We start from the raw sequence: 26,988 nt of genomic DNA, 5'->3' as shown, positions 1-26,988 counted from the left end.
CATGCGTAACACCTTACGCGCGCTGATCGGGGTCGCCGTCTTTCTCGTGATTTGCGAGATCGTCGGCCGTTCCGGTCTCGCGCCACAGCAGTACCTCCCACCTCCGTCCACAGTGCTACAAGAGCTCGTGCGGATGCTCGGCGAGCAGGACTTCCTGCGCGACGTGGTCGCCACCGTGCTGGCATGGCTGATCGCGCTGTTTTTCTGCGCGGTGATCGCCGTACCGGCCGGACTGCTGCTCGGCAGCGTGCCGTTGCTGCGCACCGCGGTGACGGCGCTGATCGAATTCCTCCGCCCCGTCCCCTCGGTCGCACTGATCCCGCTGGTCGTGGTCGTGGCTGCGGGCAGCCCGGCGGGAAAGATCTTTCTGGCCGTCTACGCGGGTCTGTGGCCACTGCTGTTCAACACGATCTACGCCATAGGTGAGATCGACGACCAGTTGCTCGAGTCCGCCAGGGCGTTCCGGATCTCGCGAACGCAGGTGTTGCTGCGAGTGAAGCTGCCCAACGTGATCCCGTTCGTGTTCACCGGTCTGCGGCTTTCCGCGAGCACCGCGCTGATCGTGCTGATCAGTGCCGAGATGCTCATGGGCAGCAACGGTGGGATCGGCCACTACATCTACCTGGCCAGCAGTGGCGCGGGCCGGATGGATCAGGTACTGGCGGGAACCCTGGTCGCGGGCGTGTTCGGCTATCTGATCAACGCGGGTATGGCCGGCGCACAGCGGAAGTGGATCACTTGGGCACCCGCGGGAGGGACGTCATGAGTACCGAAGGAACCGGGGTACGCACTCGTGGCCGGCTGACCGGAGTGACGCTGCAGCTCACGGTGCTGGTCGTGTGCGCGCTGCTCTGGCAGTTGATCACCGTCGGCGGTGACAGCACGTTCTTCCCCACCCCGCTCCAGATCGTCACCAGGACCTGGGAGCTGTGGTTCAGCGGTGGGATCGGCACGCTGTTCCTCACCGAAGCCGCGTTCGACGATGTACTGCCCAGCATCGGCAGGCTGCTGCTGGGATGGCTGGTGGCCGGAGTCGCCGGAGTGGCCCTCGGGCTGGCACTGGGCCGTTCGCGCAACGCGCTCGCCTACATCGGGCCGCTGTTGTCGTTCGCGCGTTCCATTCCGCCCCCGGCGCTGCTGCCGGTGTTCATGGTGCTGTTCAGCATCGGGTTCAAACTGCAGCTGGCCACGATCGTCTTCGGTTGCGTGTGGCCGATCCTGCTCAACAGCGCCGACGGCGCGCGTTCGGTGGACGTCACCAAGACCGAGACCGCCCGTGCCTTCCGGATATCCCGTCCGCTCTGGTTCGGCTCGGTGGTACTTCCCAGCGCCGTGCCGAAGATCTTCGCGGGGCTGCGGATCAGTCTCTCGCTGGCGCTGATCATGATGGTGATCTCGGAGCTGGTCGGGGCCAGCGACGGCCTGGGCCACGCGATGGTGCTGGCACGCGACCAGCTCGACTACGAACAGCTCTGGGGCGGAATCGTACTCATCGGCGTTCTCGGCTACGGGCTGAACGCGATCCTCTCGGCTGTCGAGAACCGTGTCCTCAAGGCGGTGCCGCAATGACCAACACCCTGACAGTGGAGCAATCCGAACCGATAACCGACAGGAGCGACACCGTGCCGAAGATGCTGGAAGTCACGGGGTTGGGCCACACCTACGCGGGCAGTCAACAGCACACCGCGATCGGCGACGTGTCGTTCGACGTGGAATCGGGCCAGCTGGCCTGCATCGTCGGCCCTTCGGGGTGCGGCAAGTCGACGCTGCTGCGTTGCCTGGCCTCCCTGATCGCGCCGAGTCGCGGCGAAGTGCGGATGCACGGCGACCTGGTGCGAGGTGTTCCGGAGGACCTGGCTGTCGTCTTCCAGGACTACAGCCGTTCGCTGTTTCCGTGGATGAGCGTGCGCGGCAACATCGAGTTCCCGCTGCGCTCCCGCGGCATCGGCAAGTCCGAGCGCCGCGAACGGGCGGAGCAGACCCTCCGGTGGGTGGGACTGTCCGGTTCGGAACGCAAGTACCCCTGGCAGCTCTCCGGCGGCATGCAGCAGCGCGTGGCCATCGCCCGGGCGCTGGCTTGCCGTCCCGCGCTGCTGCTGATGGACGAACCCTTCGCCTCGGTGGACGCGCAGACCAGGTTCGAGCTGGAGGACCTGCTGCTGCAGGTGCGCAAGGAGCAGGACACCACGATTCTGCTGGTCACCCACGACATCGACGAGAGCGTGTACCTCAGCGACCGAGTGCTGGTGCTGTCGAAGTCCCCCGCCTCCATAGTGGCCGATCTGCCGGTCGAACTCGGTGAGGACCGCGACCAGATCAGTACGCGCGAGTCGGAGACCTTCGTTCAGCTGCGTGGCGAGATAGCCCGGTTGTTGCGAAGCCGTGAGCAGCAGGCCACTGCGGAAAGCGCTGTTGAGCCGAGCACCGAGCCCGCGGATACCGCGGAGGTCGCGGACGAACGCGCATCCGAGGAGACTCCGGAAGACGCGACCGAGCGTACCGAGGACACGGTTCCGGAGGACGACACGGAATCGACCGCGACAACGGAATCGGCCGACGACGCGAAGCCGGATTCCGAGACCGAGCCGGAGTCCGGCGAGGACCGCTCCAGGGCGGAAGAAGCCGCTCACGAGGAAGACCCGGATTCCCACGCGGAATCGGGCGCGTCCCGCGAAGCGGACTCCGAAGACGATGCGGTGGCCGAAACAGCGGTTGGTTCCGAAGCCGACGGGACGAACTCCGAAACGGAGACCGCCGGCACGGCTGAATCCGCCGAATCCACTACGGAGCACGCGGCGACCCGCGACTCGAGGTGACCCGCGCACGGCACGATTCACCCGTGACGCGAGGAGCCGCCCGCCACCGTCCGGGGGCGGGCGGCTCCGGTCACCCGAGCGCGGGTGGGTTTCATCGCTACCGGTGCGACATCACGTCCGACATCGCGTGACCGGCTACGGCGCACGAACGTTGTCCACGGGAGAACGCGCCGCGGGAGAACCACGACGGTGCCGCCCGCGGGATCGCGGGTCGGTACCGCCGGTATCGAACGAACACTCGGCGAGTCCGTTCACGGGGACGATCATCCCAGCGCTTCAGCCCTTACCACCGATTTCCTGCATGCACACCGTGCGGGCGAGCTCGGGGTAGGTCGCGTAGTAGGAGCCGGGGGCGCAGACGTTCTTGTCGCTCTTGTCGGCGACCTTGGTCACGTTCAACGAAGCCCTGTCCGACTCACAGCCGACCTTGGTATCCAGGTACTGATCGCCCTGCACCCACAGACAGTCCTCCGGAGTGACGTCCAGAACCATGCAGTAGACGTCATTGTCGAAGGTCAGGACTTGGTAGTAGTCCTCCTTGTCGGTGCAGCTCGTACTACCCGTCTGATGTTTGACGATCTTGTAGTCCGAGGCGTCGGAGCCGCACTCGACCTTTTCCTGTTCGAAGTCCTCCAGCCCTGCCTCGATCATGTCGAGGCAGTCACCCTTCTCGATGTTCGGCCCCGTGAAACCCGAGATCGCTTCGGTGATGTTCGACCGCAGCGGCCCGAGGGCGAACGTCCCGAGGACTCCGAGCAGCACCGCCACGCCGAGCGTGGTGAGTGTGATCACCAGCGGTTTACGAGACTTGCCCTCTCCCGCTTCGGAGGTGGGCTGTTCTTCTTCGGCTCCGAGGGCGGGTTCTTCCGCTGCCCGCTGCTGTTCGGGCTGTTCCGCCGGGTCGGGTGGTTGCGATGGAGTACTCACGCCGTCCTCTTCGATAGCTTTCACTCTTTCGGACGAAGAAAATACTGGAGGCGGACGACATGCCGGGAGCTCGTTTTCCGACGAACCGGACAAGTGTTGTCGCAATGGAATCTCACCGCAACAGGAGTTTTGTCCTCCGCGCCGCCGGACGCGGAGCCCGTTCGCCAGACCGTGGCGAAGCGCACATCCGCGCGAGTGGGCACCGATCTCGCGCGAGATCGACATCCATCCCGCCGGTCGCCTCGACGGGTACCCTGGTGCGCGACACTGTGGCACGCTCCGTCGGCGGTGGAATACTCGACGGCCGGGAACCCGTTGCGCCGGTGGTGACCGCGCCGCGCGCACCAGCACCGATCCAGTTCAGCCAGGAGCCAGCACGTGACTGACGGACCGCTGATCGTCCAATCGGACAAGACCGTCCTACTGGAGGTCGATCATCCCGGGGCCGAACAGGCCCGAATCGCGATCGCACCGTTCGCCGAGTTGGAGCGAGCACCGGAACACGTCCACACCTACCGGGTGACCCCGCTCGCGCTCTGGAACGCACGGGCCGCTGGGCACGACCCCGAGCAGGTGGTCGACGCGCTGGTCAACAACTCCAGGTACCCGGTTCCGCAGCCGCTGCTCGTCGACATCGTCGAGACGATGGGGCGGTACGGCAGGCTGGAACTGTCCAACGACCCGGCGCACGGCCTGGTGCTGACGGCGCGGGACCGTGCCGTGCTCGAAGAGGTGCTGCGCAGCAAGAAAGTCAAACCCATGGTGGGGGCGCGGCTGGACGACGACACCGTGGTGGTGCATCCAAGCGAGCGCGGGAGGCTCAAGCAGACCCTGCTCAAACTGGGGTGGCCCGCCGAGGACCTGGCGGGCTACGTGGACGGCGAGGCCCATGCGATCTCGCTGCGACAGCACGGTTGGCAGCTGCGTGACTACCAGCGGCAGGCCGTGGACTCCTTCTGGGCGGGAGGCTCGGGAGTGGTCGTGCTGCCCTGCGGCGCCGGTAAGACGCTGGTCGGCGCGGCGGCCATGGCCGAAGCGGGCGCCACCACGCTGATCCTGGTCACCAACACGGTCGCCGGGCGACAGTGGAAGCGAGAGCTGGTGGAACGAACCTCGCTGACCGAGGACGAGATCGGCGAGTACTCCGGCGAGCAGAAGGAGATCCGGCCGGTCACCATCGCCACCTACCAGGTGATAACCCGCAAGTCCAAGGGTGAGTACCAGCACCTCGACCTGTTCGAGTCCCGGGACTGGGGGCTGATCGTCTACGACGAGGTGCACCTGCTTCCCGCACCGGTGTTCCGGATGACCGCCGATCTCCAGTCCAGGCGTCGCCTCGGTCTGACCGCCACCCTCGTGCGGGAGGACGGTCGGGAGAGCGACGTGTTCTCGCTGATCGGCCCCAAGCGGTTCGACGCACCGTGGAAGGAGATCGAGGCGCAGGGCTGGATCGCGCCCGCCGACTGCGCCGAGGTGCGCGTGACGCTGACCGAGAACGAACGGATCGAGTACGCCACCGCCGAAGCCGAGGAGCGCTACAAGGTGTGTGCCACCGCACGGACCAAGGCGTCGGTGGTACGGGCGATCCTGGACCAGCATCCCGACGAGCCCGCGCTCGTGATCGGTGCCTACCTGGAACAACTGCACGAACTGGGTCAGGAGCTGGACGCTCCGATCATCGAGGGCTCGACCAGGAACAAGGAGCGCGAGGCCCTCTACGACTCCTTCCGGCGTGGTGAGATCAACCGGCTGGTGGTCTCCAAGGTCGCCAACTTCTCCATCGACCTCCCGGAGGCCTCGGTGGCCGTGCAGGTGTCCGGTACGTTCGGTTCGCGGCAGGAGGAGGCCCAACGGCTGGGCAGGCTGCTGCGGCCGAAGTCGGAAGGCGGCCAGGCGCACTTCTACTCGGTGGTTGCCAGGGACACCCTGGACACCGACTACGCTGCACACCGGCAACGCTTCCTCACCGAACAGGGCTACGCCTACCGGATAATGGATTCCGAGGACCTGCTGGGGCCTGCCGTTCCCGATGTGGACGGGTGAGAGGCGATTGCCCCGCTCCTGGGAGCGCGGGGCACGGCTCGTGGTGGGCCGATCCCGCTTCGGCGCCCGTAGTTGGACACCACCGCAGGCGGAGGATGCTGGAGGGCCAGGATGAGCACCGGGAACGACGCGACACCCACGATAGGCGGGGCTCACCGCTTCGTCGGGTTGGCAGAGAATCTGGAGCGGTACGCGGGCACACCGTCCGAGGCGGAACCACCGAACGTGCACGGTCCCGACCGCGGCTACGGTCTGGTGTTCTTCCACCTGGACGAATACCACCTCAGCTCGGTGATCAGCTCGGGGCTGCGTTTTCAACCGATCGGTGCGGAGCCGGCACAGGAGCTGGCGTGCACGGTCTACCGGGAACAGGCCGAGGCGGCCCGGTACCTGGTGGACATCTCGGCGGAACTGCTGGTGCGGAACGGGACCCACCTGGTGCCGGATCAGCTCGTGCCGAACGACAAACCGCTGCTGGCCGGTACCGAGTTCCACGCGCTGCTGGCGGGTGGGCACCCGCTGTTCCCGCCCGAGTTCACCCGGTTCACCGACGCGCAGGGGGTGGAACAGCTGCAGGTGTTCACGCTGCTGCCGGTCACCCTGGGTGAGCTGAACTTCGCGCTCGACCGGGGCGTCGCGGCGCTGCGGCAGCAGTGGGCACGCTTCGAGGTCGACGTCTTCGACATCGGCAGGCCAAGCGTGGCCTGACCACACCGCTCGGGACTTCGTCGGCTCGATTTTCGCCGTGCTCGGGTGGCGGAACCTCTCGCGGGCTCTCGCTCCGGCGAGGCCCGACATCGAGTAGGTACCTCGACGGAAACACCCCGACCCAACAACGCATTACCACCGCTCGGCGGTGACCACCGCCGACGGTGTGGTGTTGGCTCCAAACCCGTGCCCGAGTTGGTACGCACGTGCCAGGATCGAAGTCATGTGCTCCACCGATCGCGAACTCGACCTGGCCGAACTCGACGCGGTGCGCGTCTACAGTCTGCCGATGCGTACGAGATTCCGTGGAGTCACCACCAGACAGGGCGTGCTGCTCAGTGGCCCCGCGGGTTGGGGGGAGTTCTGCCCGTTCGAGGACTACTCGGACGCGGATTCGGCCCCGTGGCTGCGCACCGCACTGGAGAGTTGTTTCGAGAGCTGGCCCGAGCCGGTACGTGACGCCGTGCCGGTCAACTGCACCGTTCCGGCGGTGGATCCGGAGCTGGCCCACCGGATCGTGGCGGACTCCGGTTGTCGCACCGCGAAGGTCAAGGTGGCCGAAGCGGGCCAGCCGAAGTCGGCCGACATCGAACGGTTGGTGGCGGTGCGGGCCGCGCTGGGCGGATCCGGGGCCGTGCGGGTGGACGCCAACGCCGCCTGGGACACCGACACGGCGGTGCGGCGGATACGCGAGCTCGACCGCGCCGCTTCCGGCCTGGAGTACGTCGAACAGCCCTGCCCCACGGTGCCGGAGCTGGCCGCCGTGCGGCGGCGTGTGAACGTGCGCATAGCGGCTGATGAATCGATTCGGCGGGCGGTCGACCCGCTGCGGGTGGCGGTAGCGGAGGCGGCCGACGTGGCGGTGATCAAGGCGACCCCGCTGGGCGGAGTACGACGCGCGCTGCGGGTGGCCGACTCCTGCGGACTTCCCTGCGTGGTCTCTTCCGCGGTGGAGAGCAGTGTGGGGTTGGCCGCGCAGCTGGCCCTCGCCGGGGCGCTGCCGGACCTGCCCTTCGCCTGTGGCCTCGGCACGGTTGCCCTGCTGGACGGCGACATGGTCAGCGACTCCCTGCTGCCGGTGAACGGATGGCTGCCGGTACCGCGACGTGCCCCCACTCCCTCCCCCGCGCTGGTCGCCGCGGCCACACCTCCGGCGGAGACGCAACACCGCTGGCTGGACCGGTTGCGACGGGTGCACGACGTCATGCCGCGCCGCGAGGCCGAAGAACCGGAATAATCGAGTTCGCGGCGACGGAAAAACAGTCCTCCGTGGAAGAGACGAAACACGCGAAAACGGCGGGAAGGATCGAATTCCCGGTTCGGATACGACGAAATCGCAGCGTGTTTCCCGCCGTGTGCGATAACCTCTGGCAACCGCACGACGGCGGCACCGGGATTTCAGCGGTTCCCCGAACATCGCTGTCGCGAGTTACGAGTGCGGGCGGTTCCGTGACCACGAACGATCCGTTCGGAACGGTTCGTGGACTCGGTCGAGCGGCCCGGCCCGCGGTGGTCGGCGATCGTTCGAACCGGTTTTTCGACGATGAGCTCTAAAAGGAGCGAGGCGCATGACCATCGCAGCGGCCGGGCGTCGAGCCACGTCCGCGGTGAGCGAGGGACAGGATCTGTCCGAAACGGTCGGTGAGGCCGCCGAGCGCGGCGACGACGGGTTCGCGATCGACCCAGGTGACTTCCTCTCCGCGCGGGAACAGGGCAGCTCGGCGGGTACCCGGATAGAGCAGCGGAACGCACCGATGGAGGAGATCGGTGCGATCGTCAGCAACACCACTCTGGAACGGGGCGGCGACGGGGAGTGGGTCAATGTCATCTGCCCTGTCGTGATCCCCAAGCGCAACGCGATCACCGCCCTCGCGATCCCGGTGCTGGGGTTGGCTGTCCTGGCGGTGATCGGTCTGGTGGCGACCCGGTTGACCGGCGTGGGGACGGCCTGGTTCGGCCCGCAGATCTGGACGCTGCTGGTGATTCTGGCCGGACTGCTCTGGGCACGGCGCAGCGTCGTCATGGTGCCGGAGGGTTGCCAGGCGATGATCACCAAGTTCAGCAAGCTCGACCGCACCGTCGGACCGGGGCGCACGGTGCTGCTCGACCCACGCAAGAAGGTCAGCTACGTGCTGAACACGACGCGGGAGTACCCGTTCAACGCCCCCATCAGCGAGGCACCCACTCGAGGTGGCATCAAGGCCTCGGTCGATCTGTTCCTGCAGTTCCGCATCGAGGACCCGACACAGTTCATGTTCGCGCTCGGTGCCGTCTCCGGTTTCTCCGACAAGCTGTCCAACGCGGTCAGCGAGGTCACCCGGAGCCTGATCTACCAACAGCGCGCGGAGGACATCTACGACCTCGTCGGGGAGAGCACCCAGGAACTGCTGGACAGCCTGAACGAGCAGTTCCTGCCCGCCGTACGGCTGACCAGCGCCAACATCACCCACGCCGAACCGTCGAGCCAGCAGTACCGGGCCGACCTCGCCGCACCGGAGATGGTGCGGATGGCCAAGGACGCCTACACCTACGAGTACGAGCTCAGCCTGCGCAAGGAGCAGGACGAGGGTGATCTGAACAAGGAACTGGCCTCGATGAACGAGAGCCTGTCCGGGATCAGGGCCGAGATCGCCAGTTACCAGGCGCAGATGGACACCGCGCTGGAGCGGGAGACCAACCGCGCCAAGGCGCAGGCGCGGCAGCGCTTCGTGGAAGCCGAGAGCACCGCCAACGCCAACTCCGCGCTACTGGAGGCGCAGGCGCTGGACATCCGTGCGGTGAGCGCCGCGAACAATCCGGAGATCCTGGAATACCACTACGAGAAGGACGTGCTGGACAAGCTGGAGAGTCTGGCGGAGCACCTGCCGGTGCTCGTCTCGCTCGGCGACCAGGACGACATCGACTACCCGGCCGCGGCACGCCGGATGCTGGGCATTCACGAGGGCGCGGCGGGACTGTCCGAATCGGATGTGGCCGCGATCCGGGAACGCGCCGAAGCGATCCGGGAACGCATCAGCGGCCGTGAGGCCGAGATCGAGCAACTGCTGGCGGCGGGTGGACACACCGAATCGCCCGAAGCGGAGACGGCAGCGGAATTCACCGGCGTGGCGGACGCTCCGACACCGCCCACGACCGGACCGGACCCGGACGGCACCGCCGGGACCCCCACCGACGAGATTCGGGACGGTGAGGCTCGGGACGGCGAGACTCGGGACGGCGAACAACAGCAGGCAGGTGAGCTGTGATGTCCACCCAACAACGCGGTTTTTCCAAGATCACCGATGTGGTCGCGCCGTGGTCGAAGGTCCGCGAGCTCATTCGTGGCGGCGACGAGGGCAGGCTCGTCCCCGTGGTGATCCCGAAGGACGGCCGGAGCGTCGGCTGGGTCGCGCTGCTGTTCGTGGCGCTCTACCTCGCGGGTACGGCGGCGTTCAGCGGCGGCGTGGTCGCCGTGTCCACGGGGATCGCCGCTGCCCTGGCGCTGGTGCTCGCCGCGATCGCGCTGTGGCGTGCTTCGATCGTGGAGATCGAGCAGGGCACCACCGGCATCCGCAGTCGCTACGGCGCGTTCACCGGCACCCTCTCCCCCGGTCGGCACTACCTGTGGTGGCCCTGGGACAAGGTGGAGTTCGTCGTCGACACCACCACCGAGATCCCGTACAACGCTCCCGTCGCGGCCTGCCCCACCTCCGAGGACGTGCCGTTGAAGGCGATCGAGTTCTTCCTGAAGTTCCGCATCGACAATCCGATCGACTTCGTGCGCACCATCGGGGCGGGCAATTTCGACGTGGTGCTGTCCAGCGCGGTGCAGGACGCGATCCGGCAGCGCGGCAGGCAGGTGCACACCGAGGAGGCCTACGAACTGCGCGGCAGCGACGTCGAGGACATGCAGGCGACGCTGAACCGGCAGCTCAACAAGTACGGGGTGAGCATCCTCGGCGCCAACATCCCGGACGTGCAGCTACCGGACCAGTACCAGCAGCACCTCGCCACCCGGGAACGGGTCGCCAAGGAACTCAGCGCCTACGAGCGGGAGTGGGAGCTGACCCGCAAGCGTCGGATCGACAACCTGCTGATGGAGATCGAGCGCGCCAAGAAGACCCGCGACGCCAAACTCGTCGAGGTGAAAGCGTCCCGCAACCAGGCTCGGCGCGATGTCGCCAGGCAGCTGGAGGAGCAGGAGACCGAGGCGCAGCGGGCGCAGTGGGAGATCGAGGCGCGCGGCAGGGCGACGCTGACCGAGGCGCAGAACGAGGCGAAGTCCAGGCAGCGGCTGGGCCAGTCCTACCGCGACAACCGGGCGGTGCTGCACTACGAACTGGCTCGCCGCAGGCTGGAGGTGGGTGCCAGGCTCGCCGAACGGGCACCGCGTCCCGTGGTCGTGCGTGGTGGTGGGGGTGAGCAGTCGGGACTGTCCACCCTGCTGCTGTCGCAGCTGCTGCCGAAGCTGACTTCGGAGGCGTTCACGGCCGGCCACTCCCATCAGGGCGCGGGCTCCGAGAGCGGTCGGGGCGAGGCCTATGCGGACGAGGCGATGCGTGCGCTCGGCAACGCCAACGGCATCGCGGACTCACTGCTCGGTGAGGACGGCTCCGGCAACCAGTAGGACCTCGGGAACCAGCGGGAAACCGCCGGTTCGGTCGGGCGCGTCCGGATCTCCCGGGTGGCCCGGCCGAACTCGGCCCGCCGCGAAAGCCGGGGAACGTCCCGCGGGACGGCCGCGACCGGAACGGTCCCGACCTTCGAGCCAGCACTCGGAACGACAGCTCGACGGCCACGCTCCCGGTTCACCCGGCGCGACGGGCTCTCCTGCGGAGCAGCACGAACAACACGGTCAACGCCGCCAGCCCGGCGACCACCGGAGCGACCCGCTTCAGCACCGGCATACCAGCCGTGCCCAGCAGATCCACGACATCGTTCGAGTCGCTCGTGGCCGCCGCTCCCGTATCTCCCGTATCTCCCGTATCGCCCGAGCGCACCGCCGATAACCGGGCGGTCGAGCGGGAGCTCTCCCCGCTCTCCGCCTCGGTGACCTTCCAGCCGGGGCCGGTTCCGGCCGGTGTCGATGCACCACCGCTCGTTTCCCCGGTGGCGGAACCGGAAGCGGGACTCGCGGTGGTCCGGTCGCCGTCGTTCGACGAGGTGGAACCGGAACCGTTTCCGGCGGGGCCGACCGGAGTGGAAGCACCCGGCTGCGCCGCGGACCGCTGTTGCGAGGACTCCGAAGAGCTCGCCGCGGTGCTCGACCCCTCGGTGCTCTCCCCCGCGGCTGTCTCCTGCCCCGTGGCTGTCTCCGATCCGCTCCCGGTGAGTCTGCCCGCCAGGCACTCCGCGAACTGGTCGATGAGCTTCTGCGCGACGTCGGAGATCAGTCCGCGGCCCAGCTGTGCGGGTTTGCCGGTGACCTTCAGATCGGTGTCCACACGGACTCTCGTGCTCGTTCCCTCCGAAGCGAGCCGGGCCGTGACGGTCGCCGAGGCCGTACCGTTGCCACGCGAGTCCTTGCCGCTCGCCTCGATGACGGCGCGGCGCTCCTCGTGATCGACCTCGGTGAAACTGCCGTTGCCCTTGTACATCAGCGACACCGGTCCCAGCTTCACCTTCACCGAGCCGGAGAACTCCTCACCCTCGGCGCTTTTCAGGGTGGCTCCCGGCATGCAGGGGGCCACCCGTTCGGGATCGAGCAACTCCGGCCACGCGACATCGGCCGGAACCGGGACGGTGAATTCGTGTTCGAGCCGCACTGCTCCTCCTACTCGTATCACTTCCGGTTACGAACCGTTGGGCCGCGCGCCGGGAAGGTGCCGAACAGTGGGGGCTCGGGTCCCGCGATCCGGAGCCCCCACGTCGAACCGAACAGCCGCGTCTACCCACCGGCCGCCGTGGTCAGCGCCCTGCCGGTCAGTACCTCGGCGAGGTGTTCGCGGTAGTCGGCCTCCGCGCTGGCGTCGCTGCCGGCCTGGGTGCCTTCCGTGGCGTGCGCGGCCGCCTGCCGGATGGCCTCCCCGCTGGGCGGTGAGCCGAGCAGGGCCTGCTCCACCCCGCGTACCCGCACCGGCGTGGCGCCCATGTTCGTCAACCCCACCCGTGCCTGTGCCACGGTTCCGTCCCGTACCAGGAGGGTGGCCGCCACTCCCACGACCGACCACGCCTGGGCGACACGGTTGAACTTCTCGTAGTGCGCCCGCCAACCCGTGTACTTGGGTAGCCGCACCTCGACCAGCACTTCGTTGGCCTCCAGCGCGGTGGTGAAGTAGTCCACGAAGAACTCGGCCGCGGGCACGGTCCGCCTGCCGCCCGGCCCGGCGATCACCATCTCCGCGTCCATGGCCAGCACGGGAGCGGGCAGATCACCCGCCGGATCCGCGTGGGCCAGCGAACCGCCGAAGGTGCCGCGATGGCGCACCTGGGGATCGGCCACGGTACGGGTGGCCAGCGCCACCAGTTCGGCGTGCTGTCGCACCAGGTCGGAACGCATCACCTCGTGATGGCTGGTCATCGCCCCGATCACCAGCGCGTCACCGTCCTCGCGGACCCCCTTCGTCTCGGGAATCCCGCCGAGGTCGACGACAAGACCGGGGTCGGCCATCCGCATCCGCAGCACCGGCAACAGGCTCTGGCCGCCCGCCAGCACCTTGGCGTCGTCGCCGGCCCCGTCCAGCGTCCGTACCGCTTCCTCCACCGTGGACGGTGCCACGTACTCGAACTCGGCTGGAATCACCGCGCACCTCCGCTCGCTCCGGTGGCGAAACCGCCACCGCTGTCGATCGATCCGAGTCCGCCGCCGGACTCCGCCCCGGTCGAGGAACCGGCTCGGGCACCGGTCAGCGCGCGCCAGACCCGCTGCGGTGAGCACGGCATCCGCACGTCGTTCACTCCGTAATGGCGGAGTGCGTCGACCACGGCGTTGACCACCGCCGGGGTCGACGCGATGGTGCCCGCCTCACCGACCCCCTTCACACCCAGCGGGTTCGAGGTGGCGTCGGTCTCGGTGCGGCCGGTGTGGAACTCCGGCAGATCCACCGCCGAAGGCACCAGGTAGTCGGCGAAGGTGGCCGTGGTCAGCGTGCCGTCGTCGTCGTAGACGGCCTCCTCGTACAGGGCCTGGGCGATGCCCTGCGCGAGGCCGCCGTGCACCTGCCCCTCCACGATCATCGGGTTGACCACGCTGCCCACGTCGTCCACGCACACGTACGACCTGATCCGCACCGCCCCGGTCCCGGTGTCCACCTCCGCGGCGCAGAGGTGCGTGCCGTGCGGGAACGAGAAGTTCTCCGGGTCGAAGTTCGCCTCAGCGTCCAGATTGGGCTCCACGCCCTCGGGAAGGTCGTGCGCGGTGAACGCGGCCAGCGCCACGTCGGTGATCGCCATGCCCTTGTCGGTCCCCCGCACGGCGAACCTGCCGCCGGCGAAGTCGAGGTCGTCCTCGGAGCACTCCAGCATGTGCGCCGCGATCCGCCTGGCCTTGTCGATCACCTTGTCGGCGGCGTGCACGGCGGCGATGCCGCCGACGGTGAGCGAGCGCGACCCGTAGGTGTCCAGTCCGCGCGGTGAGCTCTGGGTGTCCCCGTGCAGCACCTCCACGTCGTCGAACGGCACTCCCAGCCGGTCGGCGACGATCTGGCTCCACGAGGTCACGTGACTCTGGCCGTGTGGCGAGGTTCCCGTGACCACCTCGACCTTGCCGGTGGGCAGCACGCGCACCTGGGAGTTCTCCCAGCCGCCCGCCCCGTAGGACAACGACCCCAGCACCCTGGAGGGAGCCAACCCGCACATCTCGGTGAAGGTGGAGATCCCGATACCCAGCTGGACGGTGTCGTCGGACTGCCTGCGTCGCAGCTGCTCGTCGCGCAGCTGCTGGTAACCGAACATCTCCATCGCGCGGTCGGTGGCGACCTCGTAGTTGCCCGAGTCGTAGGTCAGCCCGGCGACGGTGGTGTACGGGAACTCGTCGTGGCCGATCCAGTTCCTGCGGCGGACCTCCAGCGGGTCCATGTCGAGCTCCGCCGCGAGTTCGTCCATCATGCGCTCGATGGCGAAGGTCGCCTCCGGACGTCCCGCGCCGCGGTAGGCGTCGGTCGGCGTCTTGTTGGTGAACACGTTGGTGCAGCTGAACCGGTAGGCCGGGAACTTGTAGATCGCGTTGAACATCAGCGCGCCGAGTATCGGCACCCCGGGAGTGACCAACCGCAGATAGGCACCCATGTCGGCGAGCAGCTTCACGTCGAGACCGGTGACGGTGCCGTCCGAGCGCGCCGCCAGCGAGAGTCGCTGCACCTGGTCACGTCCGTGGTGCCCCGCCACCATGGTCTCCGAGCGGGACTCGGTCCACTTGACCGGCCGTCCGAGTTGCTCGGCGAGCAGGAAGGTCAGGATCTCTTCGGGCGTGACCTGGAGTTTGCCACCGAATCCACCGCCGACGTCGGGGGCGATCACCCGGATCTTCTGCTCGGGGGTTCCCAGCGTCATGGCGAGCATGGTGCGCAGGATGTGCGGAACCTGCGTGGCCGAGTACATCGTGTACTGCTCGCCGGTCGGATCGGCCAGTACCGAACGGGGTTCCATGAAGGCCGGGATCAGCCGCTGCTGCCGGAAGGTGCGATCCAGCCGGATGTCGGCCTCGCGCAGCGCCGCGTCCACGTCACCGCCGGTCCCGGCCTCGGCCGAGTCGAAGGTCCACGTGGCGTTGCGGTTGGTGCCGAGGTCCTCGTGCACCAGCGGCGAGTCGTCCCGGGCGGCCGACTCGATGTCGAGCACCACGTCGAGGTCCTCGTAGTCGATGTCGATGGCGTCGAGCGCGTCGCGTGCCTCGGCGGCGCTGCGGGCGGCGACCATGGCCACCGCCTCGCCCGCGAAGTTGACGGTGTCCACCGCCATGGCGGGTGCGGGCGGGGCCTTCATGTCCTCGGTGACCGGCCAGGCGCACGGCAGGCTGCCCTGCCGTTGGGCGATGTCGGAACCGGTGACCACGGCCTGCACCCCGGGCATGCGCCGTGCCTCGGAGGTGTCGACGGAGGTGATGCGGGCGTGCGCGACCGGGCTGCGCAGCACCGCCATGTGCAGCATCCCGGGGACGGTCATGTTGTCCGTCCAGCGCGTTCTGCCGGTGACCAGGCGTGCGTCTTCCTTGCGCTTGCGGGAACGACCGAGTTCCGACTCGGTGGGACTCACCGGTGTGGCGGTCATGACTGTCCTCCGGCTACCCGCTGTTGGGTGGTCTGTTCGGTCGAGGTGCGCGGGGCCGGAGTCTCTCCGGAGTGTTCCATCGCGGGCCCCGCGCCTGCCCGCATCCGCTGGGAGGCATCACGCACGGCACGCACGATGTTCTGGTAGCCGGTGCACCGGCAGAGGTTGCCCTCCAGCCCCTCGCGGATCTGCTCGTCGTCGGGGTCGGGGTTCTCGGCGAGCAGGTCCAACGCCTGCATGATCATTCCCGGCGTGCAGAATCCGCACTGCAGGGCGTGGTTGTCGTGGAACGCCCGCTGCATCGGGTGCAGTTGCCCGTCGCGGGAGAGAGACTCGACGGTGGTGACCTCGTGCCCGTCGGCCTGCACGGCCAGTACCGAGCAGGACTTCACGCTGCTCCCGTCCATATGGACCGTGCAGGCACCACAGTTGCTGGTGTCGCAACCGACGACGGTGCCGACCTTGCCGAGCTGATCACGCAGGTACTGCACGAGCAGCGTTCTGGCCTGTACCTCGTCGGTATAGGTGGTTCCGTCGACCTCGACGGTTATGCGCGGCATCGGGCCTCCTTCACGGAGCCTGCCCGCATGGTGCGGACACGCGTGGGGACGACGCCTCGGGGTTCCTTCGGAAGGTTCGGCACGTAATCACGGGAACGCTTCGCCACGTGGGAACCGGCGGACGGCGAACCGCGGCGCGGCGCGGCGGCGACCGCTCGCGAGCACTCCCGAGCGCACGAGCACGCCCACGAGCACGAGGTAGCGCCCGGCCCGCTTCGGCCGAGCGGCCCGAGCAACCGAACCATCGCGAAAGCACCTCTCGGCAGTGACTGCTGTCACACTTTCGAGGCTGCTACGCCCAGGGCGGCGAGGCAAGCCCCTTGCGACTCGACACAATGATCCCGAAGAGCACGCACCGCACCCGGGTAGCGACACACGGTTTGAGCGACACGATCAGGTGAGCGGCGATTTCGCGAGAAATCGACGCCGCCCCCACCCGAACCCCCTTCACACGGCAGGGTGACGATGCTCCGCCCGACGGCCGCCCCGGCACACCGGTGATCGAATCGGCTTCACCGGCCCCGGGTGAGTTCAGATCCGCAGTGCCGCCACCGTTTCCACCAGCCCCTGCTCGTCGAGCCTGCGAATCAGATCATCGGTGGTCATGGGCGGATTCCGATAGGCATCGGCCATACGCTGGATCGCTCCGAAAACCTTGGACTTGTCGAGATGGACCTGATCGGCCAGGAAAGCGTCGGCCGTCTTGGGCTCGATATCCCACCTCGCCAGTACATCCGAGGGGAAATCACCGAGGTTGTTCGTCACGATCACCTGGGCGCGAGCTTTGATGGCCGCGGCCAGTACATGCCGATCGTTCTTGTCGGGCAATTCGACGACCTCGACCAGAGGTTCGTAATCCTCGATCAGGCAGTCACGAACCGACTCGAGCATCAGCTGCCTGGTTCGCGAAAGTCTCTCGCGATCCAACTCGGGCCGATTGATCACGAGGTTGTCGAACACCTCGTCGAGGATCGTATGCGTCCATTTGGCCTGAACCAACCCGGCTTGCGCGACTCGAATCAGCAGATCCCGCGGAATGCTGCCGTAGAGAACGTTCGCGTCGTAGACAACGACGAAGGACACTCACACTCCCATGTCCTGACTCAGCCGGGTGAGCTCATCGGCCGCCGAACGCCGGTCGTGGTCATCACGGCGCATGTACTCCAACAACGACTCGACGTTCACCCGACGATGGGTACCGACCATGCGGTAGTAGATCTTCTCGGCTTCCAGCAACCCGATCAGATGCGGCCTGGACACGTTGAGCAGATTCGCGGCCTCCTGAGTGGTGAGCTCCTCGTTCGTCGGAACGATCGAAGTGCCGGCGCCCGCTGCCATGTAGGCGAGGATCCGTTCGAAGAGCCTCACCGCTGAACGCGGTACGACCAGTTCTTCCCGTTCGAAGTCGTCGACCGTCAACCGCACCGTGGAGTGATCGTGCGTGTTCAGGTAGTGCCGTACCCGCGGTAACGCCGCCACCGCCGTTTCGCGGTCCGGCTCACTCGGCTGCACGGAGTCGAGCATCGACTGCGACATCACGATCACACCCTTCCTGCGAGTCGATACAATCGCATTATCCGCAACAAACGAAACAAACGCAATGGCACTTCCCCCAACACCGGCGATTTCGCGAGAAATCGACGCCGCCCCCACCCGAACCCCCTTTACACGGCAGGGTGACGATGCTCCGCCCGACGGCCGCCCCGGCACACCGGTGATCGAATCGGCCGGGCCCGCGTCTACCATCTACGCCCGTGACCACCTACGACGATCTCGACCACCCGGACACCTCCACCCTGCCACCACGCCAGCGGCGCATCCTGGCCGCGATCCGGGACTGGGTGGTGGAACACGGGTACTCACCGAGCACGCGCGAGATCGGTGACGCCGTGGGGCTGCGGTCCTCGTCCTCGGTCTCGAAGCACCTGGCGAGCCTGGAGTGGAAGGGCTTCCTGCGGCGCGGAACCACGGTCTCGCGACCGATCGACGTGCGCATGTTCCTGGGTGACTCCCCGACGAGGGAGCCGAGCGGCGACCGGGTGAGCGTCCCGGTGGTCGGCGATATCGCCGCGGGCACCCCGATCACCGCCGAGGAGCACGTCGACGACGTACTCACGCTGCCACGGGAGTTCGCCGCACGCGGCACCGTGTTCGCCCTGCGGGTCAGGGGCGACTCGATGATCGAGGCCGGGATCAATCACGACGACGTGGTCGTGGTGCGCCAGCAGCCCGAGGCGCACTCGGGTCAGATCGTCGCGGCGATGCTCGACGAGGAGGCCACGGTCAAGGTCTACCGCCGCCGCGGCGGCCACGTGCTGCTCGAACCGCGCAACCCGGCCCACGAAGTGATCGACGGCGACGACGCCGCGGTCCTCGGCATCGTGGTATCGGTGCTGCGCAGCGTCTGAGCCGAGCGGCTAGGCCGCCCGGTGAGACTCGACCGGACCGCACGAGCCCGGCAGGCCCACTGGAGTCCGACAGGTTCTGCCGACTCCTACTGCTCGGCGGACCGGGAACGTTCGGGCATCTCCGGCTCGTGGTGGATGGCCCCCTCCAGCCGGGAGAGTCGCTGACCGGTTCCGCCCCACCGGGAAGCGATCAGCTCGGCCGAGATGGACACGGCTGTCTCCTCCGGGGTGCGCGCCCCCAGGTCGAGCCCCAGCGGCGAGGACAGCGCGGCCAGTTCGGAGTCCGTCACCCCTTCGGCACGCAGCCTTTCGAGCCGGTCGCGGTGGGTACGTCGCGAGCCCATGGCCCCGACGTAGGCCAACGGCTGCCGCAGCGCGACACGCAGCACCGGCACGTCGAACTTCGGATCGTGGGTGAGCACCAGCACCGCGGTGCGGGAATCCAACCTCCCCGCCCGGGCCTCGGCCTCCAGGTAGCGGTGCGGCCAGTCCACCACGACCTCGTGCGCGTCCGGGAACCTGCTGGAGGTGGCGAACACCGGGCGGGCGTCGCACACGGTCACCCGATACCCCAGGAAGGCTCCCACCCTGGTCATGGCGGCCGCGAAATCGATGGCACCGAACACCAGCATCCGGGGTGGCGGCTCGAAGGAGTTGACGAACACCCGCAGCCCCTCGCCGCGCCGCTGCCCGTCCGGACCGTACTCCAACACCCCGGTTCTGCCCGTGGCCAGCATCCCCCTGGCGTCGTCCACCACCGCGTCATCGAGCCGGTCCGACCCCAGCTCGCCCTCGCTACGGTCGTGCCACACCAGGACCCGTCTGCCCACCCGGAACTCGTCCGGTGCCTCGATCACGGTCGCCACGGCGACCGGCTCACCCGCCGTCACCGAGTCGACGAGTTCGTCGAAGCGGGGGAAGGACTCGCGATCCACGCGCTCCACGAAGACGTCGATGATTCCGCCGCAGGTCAGTCCCACCGCGAACGCGTCGTCGTCGCTGACACCGTAGCGGGACAGCGTCGGCGGGTCACCGGCCAGCACCGAACCGGCCGTTTCGTAGACCGCGCCTTCCACGCAACCTCCGGAAACGCTGCCCGCGACCTCGCCGTCCCCGTCGACCAGCATGGCGGCGCCGGGCGCGCGCGGCGCCGAGGAAAAGGTCGCCACCACGGTGCCCACCCCTACGGGGCTGCCGGACTCCCAGTGCCGCCGGAGCGCACCGAGTACGTCACGCACCACTCACCTCCACGGAATCGCCTGCGGGACGGCCTGTGGCGGCCGACTCCGAACAACTTCGCACCCGTTGCCACAGCTCACGCAGCGCGGCGAGGCTGTGCCCGGCGACGAGCCCGTCCACATGCGGCAGCGCCGCCGCTATGCCGGACTGCACCGGGGCGTAGCCCTCGTGACCAGCGTGCGGGTTGGCCCACAGCACCGCGTGTGCCAGCCTACGCAGTCTGATCATCTGCTCGGCGAGCTCGGCGGTGTCCCCGCGCTCCCAGCCGTCCGAGAACAGCACCACCACCGCCTGCCGAGCGGCCCCGCGCTGCCCCCACCGGTCCAGGAACGCGCGCAGCGTGCTTCCCAGCCGCGTACCACCGGAGAAGTCCGGTACCGCCCGCCCGGCCGCGGTCAGCGCGAACTCCGGGTCGCGTTGCCGCAGTTGCCTGGTCACCCGGGTGAGCCTGGTACCGAGGGTGAAAACCTCCGTGCTGGCCGGTGCTGCCCGCACCACCACGTGCGCGAAACGCAGCAACGCGTCGGCGTAAGGACTCATCGAGCCCGAGACATCGATCAGCAGCACGACCTTGCGCGGCCGATCACCGCGTGTCCGCCGCACCAGGCGCACCGGTTCCCCACCGGTTCGGATCATGGCCCGCATGGTCGCGCCGGGGTCGAGTCGCCCGTCGCGCGCCCGGCGCCAACGCAGTGCGGGACGGCGCGGCGGACGCGGATCCAGCCAGGAGATCATCCGCCGCAGGTGGGCGCGCTCCTCCTCGCCGAGTTCGGCCAGGTCACGGCGGTGCAGCACTTCCACGTCACCTGCGGCCGCGAGCTGTTCGACCTCGGTCGACTCGGCCGGCTCCGGCTCGTCACCGCCCAGTGGCAGCGCACGGGAACGCACCTGTCTGCGCTGTTCCTGCCGGAGTTCGGTCGTCTCCACCAGCCTGCCGAACCAGGCGTGGAACGCCGCGTCGAAGCGGGGCAGGTCGTCGGGGTCCGAGCACAGCGTCAGCCTGCCCGCCCAGTACAGCTGATCACGATCGGCGAAGTCGACGTGCTCGGTGGCGTCCAGGAAGGAACGCACCCGCGCTGGGCCACACCGCATCCCGGAATGGCGCAGCGCGCGAGCGAACCCGACGAGCCCTTCGAGGGTGTGCTCCGCCTCGCGCATATCCACATTGTGCACCTCACGCGGCGATCACGGCCCGGTTCCGACGCCGGTTCGGGCACCGGCTCAGCCGTTCCGGCTCCTCGATCAGGCGAAGACGATGGTGCTGTTGTCGGTGCGGATCACGCGGTCCTCGCTGTGCCACCGCACCGCACGGGAAAGCACGGTGCGCTCGACGTCGGCACCACGACGCCGGATGTCGACGACGGTGTCGGCGTGGGTCACCCGCACCACGTCCTGCTCGATGATGGGTCCCTCGTCGAGGTCCTCGGTTACGTAGTGGGCGGTCGCTCCGACGAGTTTGACCCCGCGTTCCTTGGCCTTGGCGTAAGGGGCCGCACCGATGAAGGCGGGCAGGAACGAGTGGTGGATGTTGATGATCGGCACCCCCAGGCTCGCGATGAAGTCGCCGGACAGGATCCGCATGTACCGGGCCAGCACGACGAAGTCCACGTTGCCCCGCAGCAGCCGCAGGTGTTCGGCCTCGGCGGCGGCTTTTCCCATTTCCCCCGTGGGCACGTGCACGAACGGGATGCCGAAGGCGCGCACTTCGTCGGCGGTGTCGGTGTGGTTGGAGACGACCATCGAGATGGTCACCGGCAACTGGCCCCGCCGGTGTCGCCACAGCAGGTCGAGCAGACAGTGGTCCTCCCTGGATGCGAAGACGGCGACGCGTTTGGGTACCGACATGTCGCGCAGCGTGAAACCGAGGTCGAAGCCCTCGGCCAGCTCGGTTTCCAGATCCCGCTCGATCGTGGGAAGCACGGCCTTGAGGTTGGCGAGACTGAACACCGTGCGCTGATAGAACGCACCACCCTGCGGGTCGTCGGAGTACTGGTCCAACGAGACGATGTTCGCGCCGTGCCCGCTCAACACCGCGCTGACCGCGGCGACGATGCCGGTGCGGTCCTCGCCCTGCACGATCAGCGAGGCGTGGTTCTCCGACAGTGCGTGGTTCTGGGGCGAGGCGGGCGTAGCGGTCCGCGAAGCCGCCGGTTCGGTCGTCAAGTGGGCTTTCCCTCCGCCGGAACTCGGTGTCCGGTCCGATATGGTCACGAGCTCAATCCGGTCCGCGCTCCTGGAACCCGCCGTGGCGGGACGCGCGGTGGTTTCCGTGCCGGATTGTGCCGGAACCGCCCCGGCTCGGCAGCGGGAGATCGGAGCGGTCCGCGGAGAGCCCGTACTTCCCGATGACGCTCGCGCTCGTGTCGATCGCGGGGTTCGTGCGGTACAGCGCGGCGACCCGCCTCGCGCGAGCGGGAGAACCGGCTCTCGAGCGTGACTGTTTCTCAAGCGCTGACGCATCCCCCGCGCGAAGCCCGGCCGCGCTTCGAGCGGGAGGTCGCCGGGCACTGGCGTCACGTGCGGGCCCCGCTACCGCCACCCGGAGTATTGCCGCTCGGGCAGCGGGGGAGTAGGTTTCGATTGAAACGATTCAAAACCCATGACGAAGCTGCCGAGGTCGGTCGTGTCGCACAACACCGGTTCCGGAAGAACGACGCCCCGCAGGGGATTCTGGTATCTCCTCGCGGTAGCGGCCACCACCCTGCTGCTGGTCACGCCCTCCTCGGCCTCCGATCACCGACATCCGCCGCACGCGGGCGACTCGGAATGGGTGGGATCCTGGGCAGCGGCCGTGACTCCGCCGGACAACCGCCCGGAGACCCAGCACTTCCACGATCAGACGCTGCGCCAGGTCGTGCACCTGTCGGTGGGCGGTGACCGGTTCCGGCTGCGCCTGACGAACGTCCACGGCACGAAACCGCTGCCCGTGGGAGCGGTGACGGTGACCCCGCGCCGGGGCGGACGGGGAACCCCGAACATCGACCCCACGACCGCGGTGCCGATGACGTTCGACGGCCGGTCCTCGACCACGGTTCCGGCGGGTGCGGAGTGGATCTCGGACCCGGTCGAACTGGACGTGGCCGACAACAGCGATCTCGTCATCAGCGTGCACCTTCCCGAATCCACCGGGCGGGCCTCGGTGCACTACGAGGGCAGGTCGACCACCTTCCTCGCGCCGGGCGACGCCACGAGCGGCTCAGGGGAGAACTACGAGTCAATCGGCACGGCACGATACTTCCTGGACGGCGTCGACGTCCGCACCGATTCGGCCGGTTCTGTGGTGTTCTTCGGCGACTCGATCACCGACGGCGTGAGCTCGACGCTCGACGCCAACCACCGCTACCCGGACGTGGTCGCGGATCGGCTGCTGAAACGACCGGAACCGCGCGAACTCGGGGTGCTCAACGCGGGGCTGAGCGCGAACCGGTTGCTGACCGACGCCGGTCTCGGCGGTGAACCGGCGATCGCACGGTTCGAACGCGACATCCTGTCCCAGACCGGGGTGCGAACCGTTGTGCTGCTGGAGGGCATCAACGACATCCACCACAGCGCCGGGTCCGTGGAGTCGCACGAACTCATCGGTGTCTACGAACAACTGATCGCCCGGGCGCACGAGGCCGGTATCCGCGTCGTGGGCGGGACGATCACACCCTTCGAGGGCGCACCGCGCTACAACGCCGCGGGCGAGTCCGACCGGCGGGCCGTCAACGAGTGGATCCGCGAATCCGGAGCGTTCGACGCCGTGGTGGACTTCGACGCCGCGGTGCGGGATCCGGGGCATCCGAGCAGGTTGGCACCTCGCTACGACACGGGTGACCACGTGCATCCGAACGACGCCGGACTGGCGGCGATGGCCCGGGCCGTCGAAATACGGGAACTGTACTGACCGACGTTCCGCCGCACTCGGCCGTCGGGTGGGCTCGCCCGTCGGAACCGACGCTCGCTGCCGTACGGCCCCGTCCGGTGGCGCGCCGTCGGGCATCGCCGAGCCCGCCCGGGCAACGGCAGCTCGTCGACGACGAAGCCCCAGGGGCTTCCGGAGCACGTTTTACACACCCGCATGAGGCCGGATCCCGGTCTGGCAGGGTTGCCGGTATGACTGGGCCCGAACACTTCAAGACCGCGCAACGCCTGCTGGCCGAAGCACCGGAGCAGCACGACCAGGAGAAGGAACGTACCTACGTGGCCTATGCCCAGGCGCACGCCACGCTCGCGCAGGCCGCGGCTACCGCCCAGGCGGGAGGACCGATCTTCAACGAGGACGGCGAGTTCGTGATCGGGGGAATGACCGAGCCGCAGGAGGCGTCCTGGAAAACCGTGCTCGATCCGGAAGGGACCACAGCGGAATAGCCGGACCGAAGAACACGCCCGAAACACGGCGGTCTCGCCGGGATCGCCGCCCGGCACCGTCGCGGTTTCCACCGCGTTATGAATTCGTTGTGCCGGCCTCCGGAAAAGCGATGGGAACCGCGTCCCGCTGCCGAGGACCGAATCAATTCACCTCCGGCACGGCACGCGGTGTTCCACGGCGATCTCGCTGCTACACTGACCCACCGTGGCCGACCCGACGGGAAATTCCGAGAAGTCAACCAGGATCTGGTCCAGCGCGGCGGCTTTCCTCTTTTTCGGCGTGGCGATCGCGATGGTAATTCTGCACATTCTCACTCCGCGAAATTACGCGACCGTCATAGGCCCGTTCCTGGTGTTCGGTTTCTGTTTCCTGACGCTCTGGTTGAGCGTCCAGAAGAGCCGATGACGCCTTCGACGACGGACACGAACCCCACCGGCTCGGAAGCCGACCACGCATACGCGGCGCTGGTCCGCGACCTCGCCGCTCTCGCCATGGGGATCTCGCCGGGGTCCAGCGCCACTGTTCGAGCGGTCGTGCGCCCCGAGCCGGACGCGCTCTGGGTGGGGGTGGCGCCGTGGAACCAGCTGATCGAGCAGTACGCACTGCGGATACCACTGTCGCGATCGGACGGTCGTCCGCGCGGTTTCGAGGACGTGCTGCTGGTGCTGCGGCGCTCGGAATCGCTGCGCAGGCATGACAGGGGGAGGTTCGACCGACTCGACACCGTGGGGGAACTGCACGGAATGGCCGTGCACGACAGCGGCGAGTTCCTCGACGACCCTCCACTGGACATGTTCCAGGACGCGCTGCGCGGCACCCTGCTCACCGCCGCGTTCCGAGGCCCGGCACCGCTGCCGCCCGACGGTACGACCCGGCTTGCCGGGTTCGCGTGGCTGCTCGACGACGAGACGCAGTGGGCGAGACTCTACCTCGACTCCCCCACCGAGGCCGGAACACTCGGTGTCGACGTCGATGTCGCGCACGGCTCCGATTCCGTGCCCGACCTCATGGACCGCCTGGATCGCGGCGTGCCCGACGCGTGGAGCCCGCACGAGCTGACTCCCGACCCGTTCTGTCTGCGGATGTTCGACCTGCGCGACCAGCCCCGGCTGTGAGTGACAGCCCTCCCACGCGACGGGCGTAGTGGGTCGACGGGATGCGGCAGGGCAGCGGGACGGCGTCGATTTCACGAGAAATCGACACCCTCACCGCTGTCTCCGCACGCCTACACGCGTCACACGAAAGTGGCTGAGTTACTCGCCGTCCCCCACAGCGCCGAAGCGCTCTGGCACGTTCGACTTCGATCTTGCCCGTAGCCGCTGGGGAACACCGATGTCGACCGCGGCTTCCGAACGACAGGGGGAAACCGTTGCCAACAACCGCGCGGGGAGAGTCGACCTCACTCCTACCCGGGCAACAGGGTCACCGGTGGTCTGGTAACGGCTGGTGGGATGGTTACCGCGGTCGGCGCGGGAGCCACACATGACACCGACGCGGGCGCTGGCGATCGTGCTCGGGGCATGCTGCCTGGTGGTCACACTGGGCGTACTGCAGCTGGTCGGCGTGATCGAGCGAGTGGCGTGGGTGGCCTTGAGCATGCTGCTGCTGGCCACGGTGACCACCGTGTTCGACGCGAAGGGATTGCTCCCTCGCTCACGACAACGGTGAGCGCACATGAGCAGCGCCTTCGGACGCGTCCGAAGGCGCTGTGCCGCGCTGTGCGATCAGTCGAACCAGGTCGGACTCACCGCATCGGTGAACGTGGACCACTGCGAGCACAGATCTCGTTTTCGCCACCGGCCGCGCGTCAATTTCTCGCGAAATCGCCGGATCGAGCACCGCCATCGCCTCCGTCAAGTGGACGGTGCGACTCCACCCGGGATACCTCTGCAGTAATGGGCGCCAGCCCCGAAATCCGGCACAGCCGGAACCAACCACTTCCGGGGCTTGAAAACGCACGATGCGGGAACTGTGCGACAGGTAACCCGCATGAACGGTCGAGCTCGACGTGCAGTGGGAGGACCGCCGATCTCGGAAAAGAACTCGCTTCACGCACCACTGGCGATATCGGCAACGGTGTCGGAATCCGCCCCACGAGCCCGGGGAGGCATCGTGCCGTTCAGGGTTCCCGGAAGGGATCGGTGTCGAACGGAGTGCGCAGTCCGCGCATGGCGGCGTCGCTGTGATCGGCGACCGGGGAGTACTGCTCGGGCAGCTCCCGGGTGTGCGCCGGTTCGATGAACTGGACCGTGCTGACGGTCTCGGGAATGGGGACGCGTCCGCGGGACGACGGCACCGGATGGTTGCCCGTCTTGCCATGGCTCTGGGGCCGAGCGTGACGCGAGGGTTTCGTAGTACTGATAGTGCTCCTTGGAACCACTCGGACGAAGTACCGAACGACCGGGTGGCCTGCGAGAGGTGGCGGGTGCAGTCGATCACCCGAAAAGCCGGTGGCTCCCCATCCGAGCGGATGAGGAGCCACCGGAAAAAGCTCTGCGAAAAGACTCAGAGCACGCGAACCACGTCGGCCTGCGGGCCCTTGCTGCCCTGGCTGGCCTCGTAGTCCACCTGCTGGTTCTCCTCCAGGGTACGGAAACCCGAGGCGTCAATCGCCGAGTAGTGCACGAAGATGTCCGGCCCGCCCTCGTCGGGGGCGATGAAGCCGAAGCCCTTTTCCGAGTTGAACCACTTCACGGTTCCCTGTGCCATGTCTGTCTCCTTACGGGAGCTGGTATGACGGGTGAACGCAC

Annotated in this window: 25 protein-coding genes and 1 pseudogene; 14 read left to right on the top strand and 12 right to left on the bottom strand. The window is 67.9% G+C overall.

Annotated features, from left to right (window positions below; all coding sequences use genetic code 11):
- Position 1: 1 nt before the first annotated feature.
- The 3 genes and pseudogenes from J2S53_RS18870 to J2S53_RS18860 form a co-directional block, all read left to right on the top strand.
- Complete coding sequence (locus J2S53_RS18870) at positions 2 to 766, top strand: ABC transporter permease (RefSeq protein WP_092927657.1); 765 nt, start codon at positions 2 to 4, stop codon at positions 764 to 766.
- Positions 763 to 1,569, top strand: coding sequence for an ABC transporter permease (locus tag J2S53_RS18865; RefSeq protein ID WP_456242094.1), 807 nt, complete (start codon positions 763 to 765; stop codon positions 1,567 to 1,569). The genes J2S53_RS18870 and J2S53_RS18865 overlap by 4 nt, the downstream gene beginning before the upstream one ends.
- A gap of 62 nt (positions 1,570 to 1,631) precedes the next feature.
- Positions 1,632 to 2,495 (top strand): annotated as a pseudogene (locus J2S53_RS18860) (ABC transporter ATP-binding protein); the annotation flags it as partial.
- A 597-nt stretch (positions 2,496 to 3,092) separates the two neighbouring features.
- Here the strand turns inward: J2S53_RS18860 and J2S53_RS18855 are convergent.
- Positions 3,093 to 3,743, bottom strand: a complete 651-nt coding sequence (locus tag J2S53_RS18855; protein ID WP_456242093.1) for an LppU/SCO3897 family protein — start codon at positions 3,741 to 3,743, stop codon at positions 3,093 to 3,095.
- Positions 3,744 to 4,121: 378 nt separating this feature from the next.
- Here J2S53_RS18855 and J2S53_RS18850 point away from each other — a divergent pair, with 378 nt between their 5' ends.
- The 5 genes from J2S53_RS18850 (at position 4,122) to J2S53_RS18830 (ending at position 11,100) form a co-directional block, all read left to right on the top strand.
- A complete protein-coding gene (locus tag J2S53_RS18850; protein ID WP_456242092.1) occupies positions 4,122 to 5,786 on the top strand; it encodes a DNA repair helicase XPB in 1,665 nt (554 codons plus the stop codon).
- 111 nt (positions 5,787 to 5,897) lie between these two features.
- Entirely contained in the window at positions 5,898 to 6,494 is a 597-nt protein-coding gene (locus J2S53_RS18845) for a suppressor of fused domain protein (protein ID WP_456242091.1), read from the top strand.
- A 223-nt stretch (positions 6,495 to 6,717) separates the two neighbouring features.
- The gene (locus tag J2S53_RS18840) at positions 6,718 to 7,731 is read left to right on the top strand and encodes an o-succinylbenzoate synthase (RefSeq protein WP_456242090.1); all 1,014 of its coding nucleotides are present in this window, start codon (positions 6,718 to 6,720) and stop codon (positions 7,729 to 7,731) included.
- A 331-nt stretch (positions 7,732 to 8,062) separates the two neighbouring features.
- A complete protein-coding gene (locus J2S53_RS18835) occupies positions 8,063 to 9,739 on the top strand; it encodes an SPFH domain-containing protein (protein WP_456242089.1) in 1,677 nt (558 codons plus the stop codon).
- Entirely contained in the window at positions 9,739 to 11,100 is a 1,362-nt protein-coding gene (locus J2S53_RS18830; RefSeq protein WP_456242088.1) for an SPFH domain-containing protein, read from the top strand. Before J2S53_RS18835 ends, J2S53_RS18830 begins: the two co-directional genes overlap by 1 nt.
- 181 nt (positions 11,101 to 11,281) lie before the next feature.
- Here J2S53_RS18830 and J2S53_RS18825 read toward each other — a convergent pair whose 3' ends face one another.
- The 6 genes from J2S53_RS18825 to J2S53_RS18800 form a co-directional block, all read right to left on the bottom strand.
- Complete coding sequence (locus tag J2S53_RS18825) at positions 11,282 to 12,238, bottom strand: SRPBCC family protein (RefSeq protein WP_456242087.1); 957 nt, start codon at positions 12,236 to 12,238, stop codon at positions 11,282 to 11,284.
- A 122-nt stretch (positions 12,239 to 12,360) separates the two neighbouring features.
- Positions 12,361 to 13,215, bottom strand: coding sequence for an FAD binding domain-containing protein (locus J2S53_RS18820; RefSeq protein WP_456242086.1), 855 nt, complete (start codon positions 13,213 to 13,215; stop codon positions 12,361 to 12,363).
- Positions 13,212 to 15,680 (bottom strand): xanthine dehydrogenase family protein molybdopterin-binding subunit, encoded by a 2,469-nt coding sequence (locus J2S53_RS18815; RefSeq protein ID WP_456242085.1) that lies wholly within the window; start codon positions 15,678 to 15,680, stop codon positions 13,212 to 13,214. Before J2S53_RS18815 ends, J2S53_RS18820 begins: the two co-directional genes overlap by 4 nt.
- The gene (locus J2S53_RS18810; RefSeq protein WP_092974122.1) at positions 15,677 to 16,240 is read right to left on the bottom strand and encodes a (2Fe-2S)-binding protein; all 564 of its coding nucleotides are present in this window, start codon (positions 16,238 to 16,240) and stop codon (positions 15,677 to 15,679) included. The genes J2S53_RS18815 and J2S53_RS18810 overlap by 4 nt, the downstream gene beginning before the upstream one ends.
- 531 nt (positions 16,241 to 16,771) lie before the next feature.
- Complete coding sequence (locus J2S53_RS18805) at positions 16,772 to 17,323, bottom strand: PIN domain-containing protein (RefSeq protein WP_456242084.1); 552 nt, start codon at positions 17,321 to 17,323, stop codon at positions 16,772 to 16,774.
- Positions 17,324 to 17,776 (bottom strand): helix-turn-helix domain-containing protein, encoded by a 453-nt coding sequence (locus J2S53_RS18800; RefSeq protein WP_456242083.1) that lies wholly within the window; start codon positions 17,774 to 17,776, stop codon positions 17,324 to 17,326. It abuts the gene before it with no gap.
- Positions 17,777 to 17,994: 218 nt separating this feature from the next.
- On the opposite strand from J2S53_RS18800, the gene lexA reads away from it, so the two are divergent.
- Positions 17,995 to 18,648 (top strand): transcriptional repressor LexA, encoded by a 654-nt coding sequence (gene lexA / locus J2S53_RS18795; RefSeq protein WP_092974116.1) that lies wholly within the window; start codon positions 17,995 to 17,997, stop codon positions 18,646 to 18,648.
- An 86-nt stretch (positions 18,649 to 18,734) separates the two neighbouring features.
- Here lexA and J2S53_RS18790 read toward each other — a convergent pair whose 3' ends face one another.
- From J2S53_RS18790 to purU, 3 genes are all read right to left on the bottom strand, one after another.
- Entirely contained in the window at positions 18,735 to 19,886 is a 1,152-nt protein-coding gene (locus J2S53_RS18790; protein WP_456242082.1) for an XdhC family protein, read from the bottom strand.
- Positions 19,879 to 21,045, bottom strand: a complete 1,167-nt coding sequence (locus J2S53_RS18785; RefSeq protein WP_456242081.1) for a vWA domain-containing protein — start codon at positions 21,043 to 21,045, stop codon at positions 19,879 to 19,881. The genes J2S53_RS18790 and J2S53_RS18785 overlap by 8 nt, the downstream gene beginning before the upstream one ends.
- 84 nt (positions 21,046 to 21,129) lie before the next feature.
- Complete coding sequence (gene purU, locus J2S53_RS18780) at positions 21,130 to 21,990, bottom strand: formyltetrahydrofolate deformylase (protein WP_175529984.1); 861 nt, start codon at positions 21,988 to 21,990, stop codon at positions 21,130 to 21,132.
- A 496-nt stretch (positions 21,991 to 22,486) separates the two neighbouring features.
- On the opposite strand from purU, the gene J2S53_RS18775 reads away from it, so the two are divergent.
- From J2S53_RS18775 to J2S53_RS18755, 5 genes are all read left to right on the top strand, one after another.
- Positions 22,487 to 23,773, top strand: a complete 1,287-nt coding sequence (locus tag J2S53_RS18775) for an SGNH/GDSL hydrolase family protein (protein ID WP_456242080.1) — start codon at positions 22,487 to 22,489, stop codon at positions 23,771 to 23,773.
- A 209-nt stretch (positions 23,774 to 23,982) separates the two neighbouring features.
- On the top strand, positions 23,983 to 24,237 hold the full coding sequence (locus tag J2S53_RS18770; RefSeq protein WP_456242079.1) for a hypothetical protein: 255 nt from the start codon (positions 23,983 to 23,985) through the stop codon (positions 24,235 to 24,237).
- A 205-nt stretch (positions 24,238 to 24,442) separates the two neighbouring features.
- Complete coding sequence (locus tag J2S53_RS18765; RefSeq protein ID WP_456242078.1) at positions 24,443 to 24,643, top strand: hypothetical protein; 201 nt, start codon at positions 24,443 to 24,445, stop codon at positions 24,641 to 24,643.
- Positions 24,640 to 25,353 carry a hypothetical protein gene (locus J2S53_RS18760; protein WP_456242077.1) on the top strand — a complete coding sequence of 238 codons (714 nt, stop codon included), beginning with the start codon at positions 24,640 to 24,642 and terminating at the stop codon, positions 25,351 to 25,353. The genes J2S53_RS18765 and J2S53_RS18760 overlap by 4 nt, the downstream gene beginning before the upstream one ends.
- 367 nt (positions 25,354 to 25,720) lie before the next feature.
- Positions 25,721 to 25,906 (top strand): hypothetical protein, encoded by a 186-nt coding sequence (locus tag J2S53_RS18755; RefSeq protein WP_456242076.1) that lies wholly within the window; start codon positions 25,721 to 25,723, stop codon positions 25,904 to 25,906.
- 451 nt (positions 25,907 to 26,357) lie between these two features.
- Here the strand turns inward: J2S53_RS18755 and J2S53_RS18750 are convergent, their stop codons facing one another.
- Positions 26,358 to 26,534 (bottom strand): hypothetical protein, encoded by a 177-nt coding sequence (locus J2S53_RS18750; RefSeq protein ID WP_165400754.1) that lies wholly within the window; start codon positions 26,532 to 26,534, stop codon positions 26,358 to 26,360.
- Between the two features lie 209 nt (positions 26,535 to 26,743).
- Positions 26,744 to 26,947: a cold-shock protein gene (locus J2S53_RS18745; protein WP_092974098.1), complete on the bottom strand. Its 204-nt coding sequence runs from the start codon at positions 26,945 to 26,947 to the stop codon at positions 26,744 to 26,746.
- Positions 26,948 to 26,988: the final 41 nt, after the last annotated feature.

Origin of the sequence: Actinopolyspora lacussalsi (assembly GCA_030803735.1) — a bacterium.
GTDB lineage: Bacteria > Actinomycetota > Actinomycetes > Mycobacteriales > Pseudonocardiaceae > Actinopolyspora > Actinopolyspora lacussalsi.
This window is presented reverse-complemented; position numbering and strand designations above follow the sequence as displayed.

Coding starts and splice junctions, on each gene's coding strand:
- J2S53_RS18840 (WP_456242090.1), top strand. CDS start 6,718: ATGTGCTCCACCGATCGCGAACTCGACCTGGCCGAACTCGACGCGGTG.
- J2S53_RS18745 (WP_092974098.1), bottom strand. CDS start 26,947: ATGGCACAGGGAACCGTGAAGTGGTTCAACTCGGAAAAGGGCTTCGGC.
- J2S53_RS18810 (WP_092974122.1), bottom strand. CDS start 16,240: ATGCCGCGCATAACCGTCGAGGTCGACGGAACCACCTATACCGACGAG.
- J2S53_RS18870 (WP_092927657.1), top strand. CDS start 2: ATGCGTAACACCTTACGCGCGCTGATCGGGGTCGCCGTCTTTCTCGTG.
- J2S53_RS18815 (WP_456242085.1), bottom strand. CDS start 15,680: ATGACCGCCACACCGGTGAGTCCCACCGAGTCGGAACTCGGTCGTTCC.
- J2S53_RS18770 (WP_456242079.1), top strand. CDS start 23,983: ATGACTGGGCCCGAACACTTCAAGACCGCGCAACGCCTGCTGGCCGAA.
- J2S53_RS18755 (WP_456242076.1), top strand. CDS start 25,721: ATGACACCGACGCGGGCGCTGGCGATCGTGCTCGGGGCATGCTGCCTG.
- J2S53_RS18775 (WP_456242080.1), top strand. CDS start 22,487: ATGACGAAGCTGCCGAGGTCGGTCGTGTCGCACAACACCGGTTCCGGA.
- J2S53_RS18835 (WP_456242089.1), top strand. CDS start 8,063: ATGACCATCGCAGCGGCCGGGCGTCGAGCCACGTCCGCGGTGAGCGAG.
- J2S53_RS18800 (WP_456242083.1), bottom strand. CDS start 17,776: ATGTCGCAGTCGATGCTCGACTCCGTGCAGCCGAGTGAGCCGGACCGC.
- J2S53_RS18760 (WP_456242077.1), top strand. CDS start 24,640: ATGACGCCTTCGACGACGGACACGAACCCCACCGGCTCGGAAGCCGAC.
- J2S53_RS18865 (WP_456242094.1), top strand. CDS start 763: ATGAGTACCGAAGGAACCGGGGTACGCACTCGTGGCCGGCTGACCGGA.
- J2S53_RS18845 (WP_456242091.1), top strand. CDS start 5,898: ATGAGCACCGGGAACGACGCGACACCCACGATAGGCGGGGCTCACCGC.
- J2S53_RS18830 (WP_456242088.1), top strand. CDS start 9,739: ATGTCCACCCAACAACGCGGTTTTTCCAAGATCACCGATGTGGTCGCG.
- J2S53_RS18785 (WP_456242081.1), bottom strand. CDS start 21,045: ATGCGCGAGGCGGAGCACACCCTCGAAGGGCTCGTCGGGTTCGCTCGC.